Genomic DNA, 13163 nt, shown 5'->3' with positions numbered 1-13163 from the left:
GCGTCGCGTGGCAGACCAGTCCGCAAGGTTCGCGCATGTCGCTGACCGGCCCCGAGAACTTTGCCGAGCGCCGCGGCCAGTGGGCCGAGGTCAAGCGCGTGCGGAAGCTCGGCTGCCACGCCTGTAAGAACGCGGTTCGGGGCTGGGGCCTTGTGGCATGCGGACTCGAGCCGCAACGGAAACACCCGGCCTGCATCGCGTCCGGGCACTACACCTACGACAAGAGGGCCGCAGCATGAGCGACACCTACAGCAACGAGCGGGCAGGATTCAGGGAGCGGCTGGCACGGATGGCGGGACGAACGGCATGGCGCGAGCCTTTGCAGGGGCACGGCACAGCCGGCGACACCGTACCGGATGAGCATGCGCTGGCCGCCTCCCTGGCGTTCGCGAGGCGCCATGACGGCGACATCGGGCCGGACATCGCGTTCGCGATGGTCACGCAGAGCGACTACCGGCGGGCCCGGATCGTGTCCGAGCTAACCGCGGCTCTGCTGGCGGCAACGGGCCGAGTCGGCGAACGCTGCCGTGACTACCTGCCGCAGGTGTGCGGGCAGGCGTACATCGCAGTCGTCCTGGGGCGGGAAGCACAGCGCCCGGATGGGGTCAGCGAGCACGACTGGCGTTTCCTCGTCGCGATCGGCGAAGGGGTGCTGCTGCATGCGGCAGACTCGGCGATTCGTCGGGCTGCGGCCTGCTATCGTGCGGCGGCTTGATGTGGCGCTTGACTGTCAAGTAGGCTCTGTGCAAATATCAGTACACCCAAAGAAGCCCGCCGAGTGCGGGCTTTTTCGTGTCTGCCCGATCACGGTTCGCGCCGCCGGGCTACTGCGGGAGAAGGCCCGCCATCTGTTGAGGACTGGACTATCCGGTCGCAGGTGACTCCGGATGGCGAGGCGCGAACCTGTGCCATCCACCTATCCAAGGGTCCGCTTCGGCGGGCCCTTTTTCGTTTCCCGCTTCGGCGGGGCGCCCGTCTCCGTGTCCCCCTGTCGCGGGGCCGGGCGCACTTCGTCGCCGCCCGGCGGCAGCCCGCGGCCGAGTCCCTCGTCGGCCGGCCGTTGGGCATCTATTCGGAGCCCCGCATGACGCGCGACCAGACACTGCAGGTCCAGCGGATGCTGGGCGTGGCGGAGACGGGCACCTACGACGCCAACACGCACCTCGCGCTGCTGGAGGCCATCTCGGTGAGGGGCGCGGCACCGGGCGAGGACCCGATCCTGATCGCCGAGCTTCGCCGAGACGAGGGCGTGGTGCCGCATGCCTACCAAGATCATCTCGGCTACTGGACCATCGGTGTCGGCCGACTCATCGACAAGCGGAAGGGCGGCCGGCTCACAGACGCCGAGATCAACCTGCTGCTGGCGAATGACATCGCGGCGTGCCGGGCGGATCTTGCCGACCTGCCGGCCTGGCGCGCCGTCGAAGACGACCCGGTGCGGGCGCGGGCGCTGATCAACATGCGGTTCCAGCTCGGCGGGGCGGGCCTGCGCGGCTTCACGAACTCCCTGGCGATGATCGAGCGGCGCGACTGGGCTGCCGCCGGCGCCAACCTGCGGAAGTCGCTGTGGTACCAGCAGACGCCTGCGCGCGCGGAGCGGGTCATCCGCAAGATCGAGACGGGGCGAGCGTGATCGAGAAGTACGCGGTGTTGCTGGCGTCCGTTGCGACAGTCGCGGCGCCTGAGCTGATGATGGACCCGCGCCGGGAGTGGTTGCACATGGAGGCCACGACAGCCTTCATCGGCGTGCCGTTCAACATCCTCGTCGCCGCGGCCATCGGCTCGCTGATCGGGGTCTGGAAGAACAACATGGGGACGAAGAGCGAGCTGCTCGCGTCGTTCCTGGCGAATACGCTGCTGGCGGCGACGGTGAGCGTATTGGTGCCGGAGCTGTGGGGATACAGGTGGTCTAGCGCGGGCATCCACGCCGCAACAGCCATGCTGCTGGGGTTCACCGCGCAGAGCTGGGGGCCTGCGCTGATCCACAACGCCGCGCAGATCCTGCGTCGGTTCCTCCCGCCCCGGAAGGAGGGCGAGCAGTGATGTTCGATTTCTGGTCCGTCCTGGCCGTGCCTCCGCTCGCGCTGATCTTCCTCACCGCGATCTTCGGTCTCAACGAAGTGCGCATTCGGAGCTGGCGCGATCTCCGCGCCGGCCGTGGCTGGGTCGAGCTGCTGTTGGGCTCGGCGTTCACCGCAATGGCGAGCATGAGTTTCATGCTCGGGGCCGCGGTGCTGTACGGCGCGAGCCTCTACACGTGGCGTGGTTGCCTGCTGATGTGGTCGATCGCGGCGGTGTTCCTGACGTTCGGGGCGTTCGCGCCATGGCGGCACTGGTTCCGGCGGATGGCAGAGGCATGAGTACGAAACGCGACGCCAACGTCTGGACCCTCATTGGGCTCCTGATCGTGCTGGCGTGCGTCGTGCGGACACTGTTCTGGTCATGAGTCTGCTCGACGAGGCGCGGGCCATCCTGAGGGAGAGCCCGACACCGGAGCGCATGCGGCACATGGCCGACATGTTCCCGCACCTGGTGCGCGAACTGGAAAAGCCGCCAGTGGGCTTCGAGGAGATGGAGAAGCAGAAGCACGCGCTCGCTGAGGCGCTGACAGAGCTGATGATGGCGCTGGCTCATGTGCGCGATCACTTCGGCCAGGACCCGGAGTACAGCGCGCTGTTCGTCGAGGTCGAGAAGCCGTGGCGGAAAGTGTCGGCGCAGATCGAGGCGCTGCTGAGGATGGCTCGGTGACCAGAGCGCTGATCGCCGTCATCGCCGCGCTGGTGGTGGTGCTGGGCTGGCAGTCATGCCGACTGCATGACGCGCAGATCGCGCTGGAGCAGCAGCGCACCGCGGCCGAGACGGCTACGGCGGAGCGCGAGCGCCTCACGCGCGAGGCGAGCGAGGAGGCCCGGGACCGCGAGGACAGGCACACCCAGGCGCTGGCCGAGCTGGCTGCGCAGCACATGAGGGAGCGAGAGGACGATGCGAACGAGAAGCGCGCGGCTGTGGCCGCTGCTGTGCGTGCTGGTGAGCTCCGGCTGCGCGAGCACTGGACCTGCGCCGGTAGTGACGGCATGCCCGCGACCGGCGCCGCCGCCGGCGAGCGTGATGCGGCCGCCGAGCTACGAGCAGATGCTGCGGCACGAATTGTTCAGCTCGGGGCCCAGTGCGACGCCGACATCCGAGCAGCCCAAGCTGTGATCCGCGGGTACATGGAGTTGATGGGCGGATGGCACTAACGCCGAAGCAGGCGAGGTTCGTCTCGGAGTACCTGAAGGACCAGAACGCCACCCAGGCGGCGATCCGTGCCGGGTACAGCAGGGGGACCGCAAAGCAGCAGGGGTCCAGGCTGTTGACGAATGCTGACGTCGCAGCGGCCGTTGAGAAGGGGCAGAGCCGCGTGGCGGCGAAGGCCGAGATGACGGTGCAGGGTCACCTGGCGGACCTGAAGAAGCTCCGCGACGCCGCGGCCAAGAAGGGCCAGTACAGCGCAGCGATCTCGGCTGAGGTGGCTCGCGGCAAGGTGTCCGGCTACCACGTGGAGCACCACAAGCATTCTGGGGCGATTGGCACCTACGACCTGAAGAAGCTCTCCGATGACCAGCTTGATGCTCTCGAATCGATCCTCGGTCCGCTTGCCCACGCTGGCGGAGATCTGGGCGGAGAGGGCGAGGCGGGAGGCTGAGCGCATCCGGGAGCGGTGCCAGTCGCTGAGCGGCTTCATCCGCGAGGCGTGGCACGTCCTGGAGCCGTCGCAGCCGTACGTGCACGGCTGGCACATCGACGCAATCTGCGAACACCTGGAGGCGGTCACCGAGGGCGACATCACCCGGCTGCTGATCAACATCCCGCCGGGGACCATGAAGTCGCTGGTGGCCAGCGTGTTCTGGCCGGCGTGGGAGTGGGGGCCGCGGGGTCTGCCGTCGATGCGGTACCTGACGACGTCCTACGCCGAGAAGTACGTCAAGCGCGACAGCCGGCGCATGCGCGACCTGGTGGCGTCTGACTGGTACCGGAGCCTGTGGCCGGAGATCGAGCTGCAGCGCGCCGGCGAGATGTCGTTCGCGAACACCCGCATGGGTAACCGCGAGGGGGTTCCGTTCCAGAGCCTGACCGGCGGCCGCGGCGACAGGGTGATCATCGACGACCCGCACTCCACCGAGACGGCGGAGAGCGACGCGGAGCGCGAGGCGACCACCCGCATCTTCCGCGAGTCGGTGCCCACCCGACTGAACAACCCGGCCTCGTCGGCCATCGTGGTGATCATGCAGCGCCTGCACGAGAAGGACGTGTCGGGCCAGATCCTGAGCCTGGGGCTCGGGTACGACCACCTGATGCTGCCGATGGAGTTCGACCCCCGGCGGCGCTGCAGCACGTCCATCGGCTTCGGGGACCCCCGCACGGTGGAGGGAGAGTTGCTGTTCCCCGAGCGCTTCCCGCGCGCGGTGATCGAGCGGGACAAGAAGGTGATGGGCGCCTACGCCGTCGCCGGGCAGTTCCAGCAGCAGCCGGCGCCGCGTTCGGGCGGCATGTTCCAGCGCGGCGACTTCGAGATCGTGGACGCTGCGCCTGCGACACCCAACAGGGTGCGGCGCTGGGACTTCGCGGCCACGGACCCGAAGAAGCAGAAGGGCTCAGGAGATCCGGACTGGACGGTCGGACTGCTGCTGAGCGAGTACCGCGGCACCTACTACGTCGAGCACGTGGTCAGGGATCGGAAGTCGCCCGCCGGCGTCGAGACCCTGCTGCGGAACACGGCAAGCCAGGACGGCAAGGCCCTGAAGATCGTCATCCCCCAGGACCCCGGCGCCGCCGGCAAGTCCAACGCGGCGCACCTGATCAAGCTGCTGGTCGGCTGGAACGTGCGCGCGGTGCTCGAGAGCGGCTCGAAGGTGGATCGAGCGAAGCCGGTGTCGGCGCAGGCCGAGGCCGGAAACATCAAGTTGGTCCGAGGCCCGTGGAACGAGGCCTTTCTGGAGGAGGTATCCATGTTTCCGAGCGGCGCACACGATGACCAGGTCGATGCGCTCTCTGGCGCGTTTGCCGAGCTGGTGACGGGCAGCACGTACAACCTCGGGGCCGCGCTGTGAGTGCTGTGCGGGCCCTCCGCGACGGACTGGTGAACCTGGTAGCGAACCTCGGCACCGGTCGGGACAAGGCAGCGCACAGCAGGTACGGCGAGCCGACCCTGACGGAGGAGGAGGCGGTCAACGCCTACCGGTCCGCCTGGCTGCCGCGGAAGATCGTGGACATTCCGGCTATGGACGCCTGCCGGAAGTGGCGAAGCTGGAACGCCGAGTCGGAGCAGGTGAGCGCCCTTGAGGCGGAGGAATCCCGCCTCGGTGTGCGTGGGAAGCTGCTGGACGCATTCATCAAGGCCCGCCTGTTCGGCGGCGCCGCCCTCTACATCGGAACCGGCGATTCCGACCCGTCGAAGCCCCTGAACCCGGAGAGGGTGAGGAAGGGCGGCGTCCGCCACCTCAACGTCCTGACCAGGCGCGTGCTGCAGGCGGGGGAGATCGATCGAGACCCGGAGTCACCGGGCTACGGGCTGCCTGCGTCCTACAAGCTCTCCGCGGGCGCCGGCATGCTGGACATCCACCCGTCCCGCCTGGTGATCCTGCGAGGCGCAGAGCTTCCGGACGCCGAGCTCGCGCCGCACCTGGCGGGCTGGGGTGACTCGGTGCTGACCGCCATCTATGCCGAGATCCTGCGCGCCGACAGCACCAGCGCCAACATCGCCTCGCTGGTGTTCGAGGCGAAGATCGACGTGATCAAGATCCCCGGCTTCATGTCCATGATGGCCGACCCGGCGTACGAGAAGCAGGTGCTGGACCGCCTGCGCCTGGCCGCGATGGCGAAAGGGATCAACGGCACGCTGGTGCTGGACAAGGAGGAGGAGTTCGAGCAGAAGACCAGCGAGTTCGGAAGCCTACGCGACGTCCTGCTGGCCTTCATGCAGCTGGTGTCCGGCGCGGCCGACATCCCCGTGACCCGACTGCTCGGGCAGTCGCCGGGCGGGCTCAACGCCAGCGGCGAGTCTGACATTCGCAACTACTACGACCGTATCCAGTCGATTCAGGAACTGGAGCTGGAACCTGCGATGGAGGTTCTGGACGAGTGCCTGATCCGGTCCGCACTGGGCACCCGGCCGCCGGAGGTGTTCTACACCTGGCGGAGCCTGTGGCAGACCAGCGAGAAGGAGCGGGCGGACATCGTCAAGACCACCGCCGAGAGCATCAAGGTCATCGCGGACACGCGCCTGATCCCCGACGAAGTGCTGAGCAAGGTGGCGGTGAACATGCTCACCGAGTCAGGTGGCGCGCCAGGGCTGGAATCGCAGATGGCCGAGTGGCTGGCCGAGAATCCGGACGGCATCGACCCCGACGGCGAGGAAGCGCGCGCCGCGGCCGCGCTGGAACCGAAGCCGGGCGAACGCGAGAATCTGGGAGACGCGGCACCGCGCTCGCTGTACGTGCGCCGCGACGTGCTCAACGTGGGCGAGATCCGCGCCTGGGCCGAGTCGCAGGGCATCCCGGACCTGGCCGACGACCTGCACGTCACCGTGGTCTATTCCCGGCAGCCTTTCGACTGGATCAAGGCCGGCAACGCCCGGGAGTGGAACGAGGACGGCCGCGACAAGCTGATCATCCCGGAGGGCGGGCCGCGCGCCGTGGAGCCGCTGGGCGGCATGTCGGCGGTGATCCTGTTCGCGTCCAGCCAGCTGGCCTGGCGCCATGAGGAGATCATCCGCGCGGGCGCCTCGCACGACTTCCCCGACTACACCCCGCACATCAGCCTGACGAAGTCGCCGGTCGACCTGTCGAGGGTCGAGCCGTACCGCGGCCGGATCGTGCTGGGGCCCGAGATCTTCGAAGAGATCCGCGAGGACTGACCCATGTTCCTGACAGACCGTGTCTCCGTCGGCGCAGTACGCCGAACCGGGGACGGATACCTCGTGGCCGATGCCAAGGTCGCGCGCACCGGCGTGCAGACCTATCTCGGCAGCGAAGTGGGTCGGCCCGATCTCCCGCTGGTGCGCCTGTATCGCCCGCCGGAAGAGGTCTTCGCCGCGGACGCGATGCGCAGCTACGCGCACCGGCCGATGACGCTGGAGCATCCGGCGACCTCGGTCACTGCCGACACCTGGTCCGACGTCGCCATCGGCCAGACCGGGAGCGAGGTGGTGCGCGATGGAGAGTTCGTCCGCGTCCCGCTGGTGCTGATGGATGCCGATGCGATCAAGGCCTACGAGGCCGGCAAGCGCGAGCTTTCCATGGGCTACAGCGCCGAGATCGTGTTCGAGGATGGGGTGACGCCGGCCGGCGAGCCCTACGACGCAGTGCAGAAGCAGCTGCGCATGAACCACCTGGCCCTGGTCAGCCGCGCACGCGGCGGGGCGGAGCTTCGCATCGGGGATGGGCGCGCCCCCGGTGGCTCGGATCCACGCGCCGACAACCCAACGAGGAACCACACCATGAGCGACACCAAGACCCGGACCGTCATGGTCGATGGGCTGCCGGTCGAGTGCACCGACGCCGCGGCCATCGCCATCGACAAGCTGCAGCGGCAGCTCACCGATGCCCAGTCCGCCAACCAGCGCCAGGCGGCCGAGCACGCCACTGCCATCGCGGCGAAGGACGCGGCACTCGCCAAGGCGGAAGCCGAGCGCGACGACGCCAAGGCCAAGATCCTGTCCGACGCCGACCTCGATGCCCGCGTCAAGGCCCGCGGCGACCTGATCGCCTCGGCCAAGGCGATCCACGACGCCGACTACACCGGCAAGTCCGATGCCGACATCCGCAAGGCTGTCGTCGTCGCCAAGCTCGGCGACGCCGCCGTGGCCGGCAAGTCCGATGCGTACATCGATGCCCGCTTCGACATCCTCGTCGAGGACTCGAAGAAGGACCCGGTCGCCCGCGCGCTGCGTGACGGTGCGACCGCCCGCACCGCGGTGAACGACAACGGGTACGCCGAGTCGGTCGCCGCCTTCAACCGCAACAAGGAGGCCTGAGCCATGGCACTGCAGACCGACTACAACGAGACCCAGCCGGCGGCCATCGCCGGTGCGCAGGCCACGATGATCCCGGCCACCATCATCTCGCGGAACGTCGAGGGTGCGCCCATCGGCTTCGGCGTGGCCGTCTCGCAGGGCGCTGCCGACAAGGGCATCGTCGCGGGCGGCGCCGAGTTCGTCGGTATCACCCTGCTGGACCGCTCCGCGGCCGGCGAGAACGACACCTTCCGCGTCGGCGACTCCGCGCGCGTCCTGACCAAGGGCGACATCTGGGTCGTCGCGGCGGGCGCCGTGAATGCCGGCGACGCCGTCGCTGTCGGCAGCAACGGTGCGTTCAGCGCCGCCGGCGAAGAAGACACCGCCATTCCTGGCGCCCGCTGGGACACCAGCACCACTGCGGCCGGCCAGCTGGCCGTGATCCGTCTCGGCTAAGGAGCCCAGAGCATGAATGCTGCAACCCCCCTGTTCGACGCGCAGTCCGCGCTCGGCTTCGTGGTCGCCCAGACCTCCATCATCGAGCCTGGCGTCTACCGCACCGTCTACCCGGACATCCAGTACCGCGACCTGATCCCGGTCGACACGTCCGGCTCCGAGTTCGCCACCTCGGTCACGTACTACTCGGCCGACCAGTACGGCAAGGCCGACTGGATCAACGGCAACGCGGACGACATCCCGAAGGCCGGCACCACCCGCGCCATGCACCAGACCCCGGTGCACACCGCCGGCATCGGCTACGGCTACGGGTGGGAGGAGATCGGCCGCGCGCAGCTGCTCGGCATCAACCTCTCGAACGAGGACGCCATGGCGGCGCGCCGTGCGGCCGAGGAGCTGGTCGACCGCGTGGCCCTGCGCGGTGACGCGACGAAGGGCTTCACCGGCCTGTTCAACGCCGCCGGCGTCACGCCCGTCGCCGCGACCACGGGCAACTGGCCGACCGCGACGCCGGTGGAGATCGTGGCGGACATGAACTCCGCGCTGCTCAACGTCTTCAACGGCACCGCAACCACCGCCATCGCGGACACCCTGCTGCTGCCCTGGTCGCGGTTCTTCCACATCAGCACCACGCCGATGAACGCGAACAGCGACACGACCATCCTGCAGTGGTTCCTGGCGAACAACGTGTTCACCGCAGCGACGGGTCGGCAGCTCACCGTCCGCGGCATCCGCGGCCTCGACACCGCCGGTGCTGGCGGCGTGGCGCGTCTGATCGCGTACCGCAACGATCCGCAGGTGCTGAAGCTCCATATGCCGATGCCGCACCGGTTCCTGCCGGTGTACCAGTCGGGCCCGCTGCGCTGGGACGTGCCCGGCGTGATGCGTCTCGGTGGCCTGGACGTGCGCCTCCCGAAGGAAGTCGTCTACATCGACGGCATCTGACCCACATGGCCCCGGTGCACGGCGCGCCGGGGCCTCTTCCGGAGAAGAGCAAATGGCAAGCGTCACGAACAACCACAACAGGCCGCTGGGCCTGCCGGACGGCACGACCCTGAATCCCGGTATCGCGACGAACGTCCCGAAGTGGGGCGAGGTCAGCAAGAACGCCGTGGTCAAGGTGTGGCAGGAGCGCGGCATCCTCACGGTGTCCGAGGAAGCGGTCCCCGCCGCAGACGAGAAGGCCGAGCTGCGAGCCAAGCTCGAGGAGCGTGGCGTGCAGTTCGACCGCCGCGCCGGCGTCGAGAAGCTCCGCGAGCTGCTCGCCGAGGCCGAGCAGGCCGGCGAGGCAGGCGAGGGCTGACCGATGAGCCACTACGGCACGCTCGCTGCGGCTGACGAGTACCACGCCGCCCGCGGGCGTGCCGAGTGGGTAGGCGCCAGCGAACCTGATCGCGCTGCGGCCCTCGTCCGAGGCAGCGACTACGTCGACCAGCGCTACGCGACGGCGGGGTGCGGCGCGACGTTCCCCGGCACGCGGACCGGAGGGCGCAACCAGGAGCGCGCATGGCCGCGCACCGGCGCTCAGGACCGCGACGGGAACGCGATCCCACCCGACCAGGTGCCGGCGGAGGTCGAGCGGGCCGCCTACGAGGCCGCCTATCGCGAGCTGCTGAACCCCGGAAGCCTCTCCCCTGACTACGTCCCGGCGCAGCAGGTCACCCGCGAGAAGGTGGGCCCGATCGAAGTCAGCTACGCGGGCAGCCAGGACGGCTCGGGCAGCCGCCCGGTGATCCCTGTGATCGACGAGATCCTTGCGGGGCTGCTGTTCCGCCCCTGCGGGATCGGCGTGCGAGTGGTCTGATGACGAATCCGATGTACAACCGGCTGCGAGAGACCGCGCAGCGCCTGATCGATACCTATGGGAAGGCGGGCTCAATCGTGCGCGAAGAGCGTTCGGGGCCGCCGCACGCGCCGGTGGTCACCCCCGTCGCGCACTCCTGCCGTCTGGTCGACACCGGGTACAGCCTCACCAACCGGGACGCGTCGGTGGTGCAGGTAGGCGACAAGGTCGGGGTCCTTTCCCCTGATGTGCCGGTGGAGCCTGGTCTGCACGACCGGTTGCGGATCGACGGGACCGACTACCGGCTGGTGGACCTCCAACCTCTGGATCCAGGCGGCGTCACGCTGCTGTTCGAGTACGTGGCGCGCATCTGATGGCGAAGCGCCTGAGCCGCCGCGAGTGGGAGCAACTGGCGATGCGACTTGAGCCGGAGGTGCGCGAGGCATTCCTGCGGGCTGTGTCGTCCATCCGCGGCGATGCGAGTGCGCGCATGGTGGAGGAGTTGCTTCGGAGTGGCCGTGGCGAGCTCATCACTGAGGCGCTCGGCATCAACGCGGCTCGGTTCTCGTCGGTGGCGGAGGCGATCCGCGCGGCCTACCTGCAAGGGGGGCTGCTCTCGGCGCTGGAGATTCCGCCCCTGCTGTCGCAGGCCCCGCTTGGCGGGCTGTGGCGGCCCTCGCGAGGCTACCGGGTCGCCTTCAACTTCGACATCACGAACCCGCAGGCGGAGTCGTGGCTACGCGAGCGCTCGTCGCAGCTGGTGACGCGCATCGTCAGCGAGCAGCGCGAGACGATCAGGATCACGCTCGCGGAGGGCATGGCCGCAGGGCGGAACCCGCGGCAGACCGCGCTGGACATCGTTGGCAGGGTGGGCGAGACGGGGCGCCGCTCCGGCGGCGTCGTCGGCCTCACGCCCCAGCAGGCGCAGTTCGTTGCGAACGCGCGTGGTGAACTGGCAGACCCGGAACGCATGGCGCGGTACTTCAGCCGGGAGCGCCGCGACAAGCGGTTCGACGCTACAGTGCGGAAGGCGATGAGGGAGGGCAGGCCCCTGTCTCCGGCGCAGATCGACAAGATCACAGGGCGTTACGCGGATCGCTTGCTGCAGTTGAGAGGGGAGGCCATTGCGCGCACGGAGACGCTGACGGGGATGAGCGCGGCGCGCGAAGAGGCGTACCGGCAGGCTATCGAGGCTGGGGACCTCGACCCGCGCAACGTCATCGGCACGTGGGGCGCGACAGGCGACAGCAAGACGCGCGACAGCCACGCCGCGATGGACGGGCAGGAGAGGCCCTTCGGGCAGCCATTCGTGACGCCCAGCGGCGCGCTGATGCGGTATCCGGGCGACACGGAGCTCGGCGCGGGGGTTGAGGAGACCATCCAGTGTCGCTGCATGAAGCGGTACAGGATCAACTACGCGGCGGAGGCGCAGCGTGTCCAAAGGTGACTTCGCGGCGCAGGTGAAAGCCTTCGCCGACAAGGCAAAGGCCCGGCAGGAGGCGATCTTCAAGGGCTCCGCGGCGCGCGTGCTGGAACGGGCGAGCACCCCGAAGGCGCAGGGAGGCCGGATGCCGGTCGATACAGGATTCCTGCGCAACTCGGCGCGCGCGTCGCTCAGTGGCGCACCCGATTCCAGCAGCGACGATCCGCCTCTGGTGTTCGCGCGAATGAAGGTGGGCGACACCACGACAGTCGGCTGGACTGCTGCCTACGCGCTGCGCATGGAGCACGGCTTCATGGGCGAGGACGCGCTGGGGCGGCGATACGCGCAGCAGGGGAATGGCTTCCTGACCGCCCAGGTGCAGAACTGGAGCTTCATCGTGAGCGAGGTGACCAGAGAGGTGGAGACGCAGATCCCATGAGCAGCGATGCGATCTACGATGCGTTCGCCACGCTCGCGGGTGAGTTTGCGGTGGGGCAGGGTGTGCCGGTGTCCTTTCCCGCAGTCGGCTTCACGCCCCCGGATGACGGCGCGTGGCTCGAACTCCAGTGGTTCCCGAACGACACGCAGAATTACGGTCGCGCGAACGATGCGCCCTCGCTGGTGCAGGGGTTTGCACAGGTCTCGGCGTGCACCCGCCCCGGCGCCGGCCTTGCGCCGGCAAACCGGCTGGCGGACGCCATCATCGACGCCTTCGGGAAGGGGGTCGAGTTCGGCGGCGTCCGCGTCTACCGGAAGCCATGGGCCCGATCCGTCATCATCGATCCGGATCGCGTGATGGTGCCGGTTACCATCATGTGGCGGGGGTTCCAGACCTGAGGCAGAATGCGGGCCGATCCCTCCATGGGCTTGGATGATGTCTGATAACAAGGTGGTCAACCTGGCACTGGTGGCCTCCGGCGACCCGAGCGAGGTGGCGAAGGCGGTTGGCGAGCTGCGGACGCGCCTGCCGGGGATGATCGAGTATCAGCGGATCATGGCGCGCTTGCAGCGCGAGGCCTATCTGGCGTACCTCGCCGAGGGCTTCACGCCGAAGCAGGCGCTCGACCTAGCGAAGGAGGTTCGGCCTTGAGGATCATTCTGCTGGCGGCAGTGCTGGCGCTGACGGCATGCGCGCAGGCCGTTCCCGAGCCTCGCTTCCGTGCTCAAGAGGAGGTCACGCTGACCGACGACGCCTACGGGTGTCAGTCGATTCGGGATCTGCAAACGGTAATGGGCCACCGCGCGCGTGGTGAATACAGTGCGGCTGCTGCGGTCTTGGCTCGCGGGAACCATTGGTGCTTCGACCGTGCAGGCACCGAACACGCATTCACCGTCTTCCAAGTGCGAGGCGACGCCGTACAGATCGGCATCGGGACAATCGATCAGTACCGCGCGCGTGATGACTGGACGGAGATCGACCCTCTTCAGCAGTACTGGGTGCAGGCCCGGCATCTGGTGCCCGTAGCAGCAGGTGATAACGGGCAGAGGTAGAACACCATCCCGCCATT

The 13163-nt window shown here is 68.5% G+C and carries 21 protein-coding genes; all 21 read left to right on the top strand.

The window, feature by feature from the left end; translation table 11 throughout:
- Positions 1-239 (top strand): hypothetical protein (locus ACFO3Q_RS13140; RefSeq protein WP_377005182.1); only part of this gene is annotated, 239 nt, incomplete at its 5' end.
- Positions 236-715 carry a hypothetical protein gene (locus ACFO3Q_RS13135; RefSeq protein ID WP_377005181.1) on the top strand — a complete coding sequence of 160 codons (480 nt, stop codon included), beginning with the start codon at positions 236-238 and terminating at the stop codon, positions 713-715. The genes ACFO3Q_RS13140 and ACFO3Q_RS13135, both read left to right, overlap by 4 nt.
- Before the next feature lie 369 nt (positions 716-1084).
- Positions 1085-1633, top strand: a complete 549-nt coding sequence (locus tag ACFO3Q_RS13130) for a glycoside hydrolase family protein (RefSeq protein ID WP_377005180.1) — start codon at positions 1085-1087, stop codon at positions 1631-1633.
- On the top strand, positions 1630-2043 hold the full coding sequence (locus ACFO3Q_RS13125; protein WP_377005179.1) for a hypothetical protein: 414 nt from the start codon (positions 1630-1632) through the stop codon (positions 2041-2043). The genes ACFO3Q_RS13130 and ACFO3Q_RS13125 overlap by 4 nt, the downstream gene beginning before the upstream one ends.
- The gene (locus ACFO3Q_RS13120) at positions 2043-2360 is read left to right on the top strand and encodes a holin (protein WP_377005183.1); all 318 of its coding nucleotides are present in this window, start codon (positions 2043-2045) and stop codon (positions 2358-2360) included. Before ACFO3Q_RS13125 ends, ACFO3Q_RS13120 begins: the two co-directional genes overlap by 1 nt.
- Before the next feature lie 82 nt (positions 2361-2442).
- Complete coding sequence (locus ACFO3Q_RS13115) at positions 2443-2748, top strand: hypothetical protein (RefSeq protein WP_377005178.1); 306 nt, start codon at positions 2443-2445, stop codon at positions 2746-2748.
- Positions 2745-3239 (top strand): hypothetical protein, encoded by a 495-nt coding sequence (locus tag ACFO3Q_RS13110; protein WP_377005177.1) that lies wholly within the window; start codon positions 2745-2747, stop codon positions 3237-3239. The genes ACFO3Q_RS13115 and ACFO3Q_RS13110 overlap by 4 nt, the downstream gene beginning before the upstream one ends.
- On the top strand, positions 3230-3685 hold the full coding sequence (locus ACFO3Q_RS13105) for a terminase small subunit (protein ID WP_377005176.1): 456 nt from the start codon (positions 3230-3232) through the stop codon (positions 3683-3685). Before ACFO3Q_RS13110 ends, ACFO3Q_RS13105 begins: the two co-directional genes overlap by 10 nt.
- The gene (gene terL / locus ACFO3Q_RS13100) at positions 3597-5090 is read left to right on the top strand and encodes a phage terminase large subunit (RefSeq protein WP_377005175.1); all 1494 of its coding nucleotides are present in this window, start codon (positions 3597-3599) and stop codon (positions 5088-5090) included. The genes ACFO3Q_RS13105 and terL overlap by 89 nt, the downstream gene beginning before the upstream one ends.
- A 29-nt stretch (positions 5091-5119) precedes the next feature.
- Positions 5120-6895 (top strand): anti-CBASS protein Acb1 family protein, encoded by a 1776-nt coding sequence (locus ACFO3Q_RS13095; RefSeq protein ID WP_377005174.1) that lies wholly within the window; start codon positions 5120-5122, stop codon positions 6893-6895.
- A gap of 3 nt (positions 6896-6898) precedes the next feature.
- Positions 6899-8014, top strand: coding sequence for a DUF2213 domain-containing protein (locus ACFO3Q_RS13090; RefSeq protein ID WP_377005173.1), 1116 nt, complete (start codon positions 6899-6901; stop codon positions 8012-8014).
- A gap of 3 nt (positions 8015-8017) precedes the next feature.
- Entirely contained in the window at positions 8018-8449 is a 432-nt protein-coding gene (locus tag ACFO3Q_RS13085; protein WP_377005172.1) for a structural cement protein Gp24, read from the top strand.
- Between the two features lie 12 nt (positions 8450-8461).
- Entirely contained in the window at positions 8462-9394 is a 933-nt protein-coding gene (locus tag ACFO3Q_RS13080; RefSeq protein ID WP_377005171.1) for a DUF2184 domain-containing protein, read from the top strand.
- A 52-nt stretch (positions 9395-9446) separates the two neighbouring features.
- The gene (locus ACFO3Q_RS13075) at positions 9447-9752 is read left to right on the top strand and encodes a hypothetical protein (protein WP_377005170.1); all 306 of its coding nucleotides are present in this window, start codon (positions 9447-9449) and stop codon (positions 9750-9752) included.
- Between the two features lie 3 nt (positions 9753-9755).
- Positions 9756-10253, top strand: a complete 498-nt coding sequence (locus ACFO3Q_RS13070; protein ID WP_377005169.1) for a DnaT-like ssDNA-binding protein — start codon at positions 9756-9758, stop codon at positions 10251-10253.
- Complete coding sequence (locus tag ACFO3Q_RS13065) at positions 10253-10606, top strand: hypothetical protein (protein WP_377005168.1); 354 nt, start codon at positions 10253-10255, stop codon at positions 10604-10606. The genes ACFO3Q_RS13070 and ACFO3Q_RS13065 overlap by 1 nt, the downstream gene beginning before the upstream one ends.
- Positions 10606-11679, top strand: coding sequence for a phage minor head protein (locus ACFO3Q_RS13060; RefSeq protein WP_377005167.1), 1074 nt, complete (start codon positions 10606-10608; stop codon positions 11677-11679). Before ACFO3Q_RS13065 ends, ACFO3Q_RS13060 begins: the two co-directional genes overlap by 1 nt.
- On the top strand, positions 11666-12094 hold the full coding sequence (locus ACFO3Q_RS13055; protein WP_377005166.1) for a hypothetical protein: 429 nt from the start codon (positions 11666-11668) through the stop codon (positions 12092-12094). The genes ACFO3Q_RS13060 and ACFO3Q_RS13055 overlap by 14 nt, the downstream gene beginning before the upstream one ends.
- Positions 12091-12492, top strand: a complete 402-nt coding sequence (locus tag ACFO3Q_RS13050; protein WP_377005165.1) for a phage tail terminator-like protein — start codon at positions 12091-12093, stop codon at positions 12490-12492. Before ACFO3Q_RS13055 ends, ACFO3Q_RS13050 begins: the two co-directional genes overlap by 4 nt.
- Before the next feature lie 34 nt (positions 12493-12526).
- A complete protein-coding gene (locus tag ACFO3Q_RS13045) occupies positions 12527-12745 on the top strand; it encodes a hypothetical protein (protein WP_377005164.1) in 219 nt (72 codons plus the stop codon).
- The gene (locus ACFO3Q_RS13040; protein ID WP_377005163.1) at positions 12742-13146 is read left to right on the top strand and encodes a hypothetical protein; all 405 of its coding nucleotides are present in this window, start codon (positions 12742-12744) and stop codon (positions 13144-13146) included. Before ACFO3Q_RS13045 ends, ACFO3Q_RS13040 begins: the two co-directional genes overlap by 4 nt.
- Positions 13147-13163: the final 17 nt, after the last annotated feature.

The organism is Coralloluteibacterium thermophilum, assembly GCF_042654365.1.
Lineage (GTDB): Bacteria > Pseudomonadota > Gammaproteobacteria > Xanthomonadales > Xanthomonadaceae > Coralloluteibacterium > Coralloluteibacterium thermophilum.
This window is presented reverse-complemented; position numbering and strand designations above follow the sequence as displayed.

Excerpts from the sequence above, each read along its gene's own strand:
- ACFO3Q_RS13135 (WP_377005181.1), top strand. The coding sequence starts at position 236 with ATGAGCGACACCTACAGCAACGAGCGGGCAGGATTCAGGGAGCGGCTG.
- ACFO3Q_RS13130 (WP_377005180.1), top strand. The coding sequence starts at position 1,085 with ATGACGCGCGACCAGACACTGCAGGTCCAGCGGATGCTGGGCGTGGCG.
- ACFO3Q_RS13120 (WP_377005183.1), top strand. The coding sequence starts at position 2,043 with ATGTTCGATTTCTGGTCCGTCCTGGCCGTGCCTCCGCTCGCGCTGATC.
- ACFO3Q_RS13115 (WP_377005178.1), top strand. The coding sequence starts at position 2,443 with ATGAGTCTGCTCGACGAGGCGCGGGCCATCCTGAGGGAGAGCCCGACA.
- ACFO3Q_RS13105 (WP_377005176.1), top strand. The coding sequence starts at position 3,230 with ATGGCACTAACGCCGAAGCAGGCGAGGTTCGTCTCGGAGTACCTGAAG.
- terL (WP_377005175.1), top strand. The coding sequence starts at position 3,597 with ATGACCAGCTTGATGCTCTCGAATCGATCCTCGGTCCGCTTGCCCACG.
- ACFO3Q_RS13090 (WP_377005173.1), top strand. The coding sequence starts at position 6,899 with ATGTTCCTGACAGACCGTGTCTCCGTCGGCGCAGTACGCCGAACCGGG.
- ACFO3Q_RS13085 (WP_377005172.1), top strand. The coding sequence starts at position 8,018 with ATGGCACTGCAGACCGACTACAACGAGACCCAGCCGGCGGCCATCGCC.
- ACFO3Q_RS13080 (WP_377005171.1), top strand. The coding sequence starts at position 8,462 with ATGAATGCTGCAACCCCCCTGTTCGACGCGCAGTCCGCGCTCGGCTTC.
- ACFO3Q_RS13075 (WP_377005170.1), top strand. The coding sequence starts at position 9,447 with ATGGCAAGCGTCACGAACAACCACAACAGGCCGCTGGGCCTGCCGGAC.
- ACFO3Q_RS13070 (WP_377005169.1), top strand. The coding sequence starts at position 9,756 with ATGAGCCACTACGGCACGCTCGCTGCGGCTGACGAGTACCACGCCGCC.
- ACFO3Q_RS13065 (WP_377005168.1), top strand. The coding sequence starts at position 10,253 with ATGACGAATCCGATGTACAACCGGCTGCGAGAGACCGCGCAGCGCCTG.
- ACFO3Q_RS13060 (WP_377005167.1), top strand. The coding sequence starts at position 10,606 with ATGGCGAAGCGCCTGAGCCGCCGCGAGTGGGAGCAACTGGCGATGCGA.
- ACFO3Q_RS13050 (WP_377005165.1), top strand. The coding sequence starts at position 12,091 with ATGAGCAGCGATGCGATCTACGATGCGTTCGCCACGCTCGCGGGTGAG.
- ACFO3Q_RS13045 (WP_377005164.1), top strand. The coding sequence starts at position 12,527 with ATGATGTCTGATAACAAGGTGGTCAACCTGGCACTGGTGGCCTCCGGC.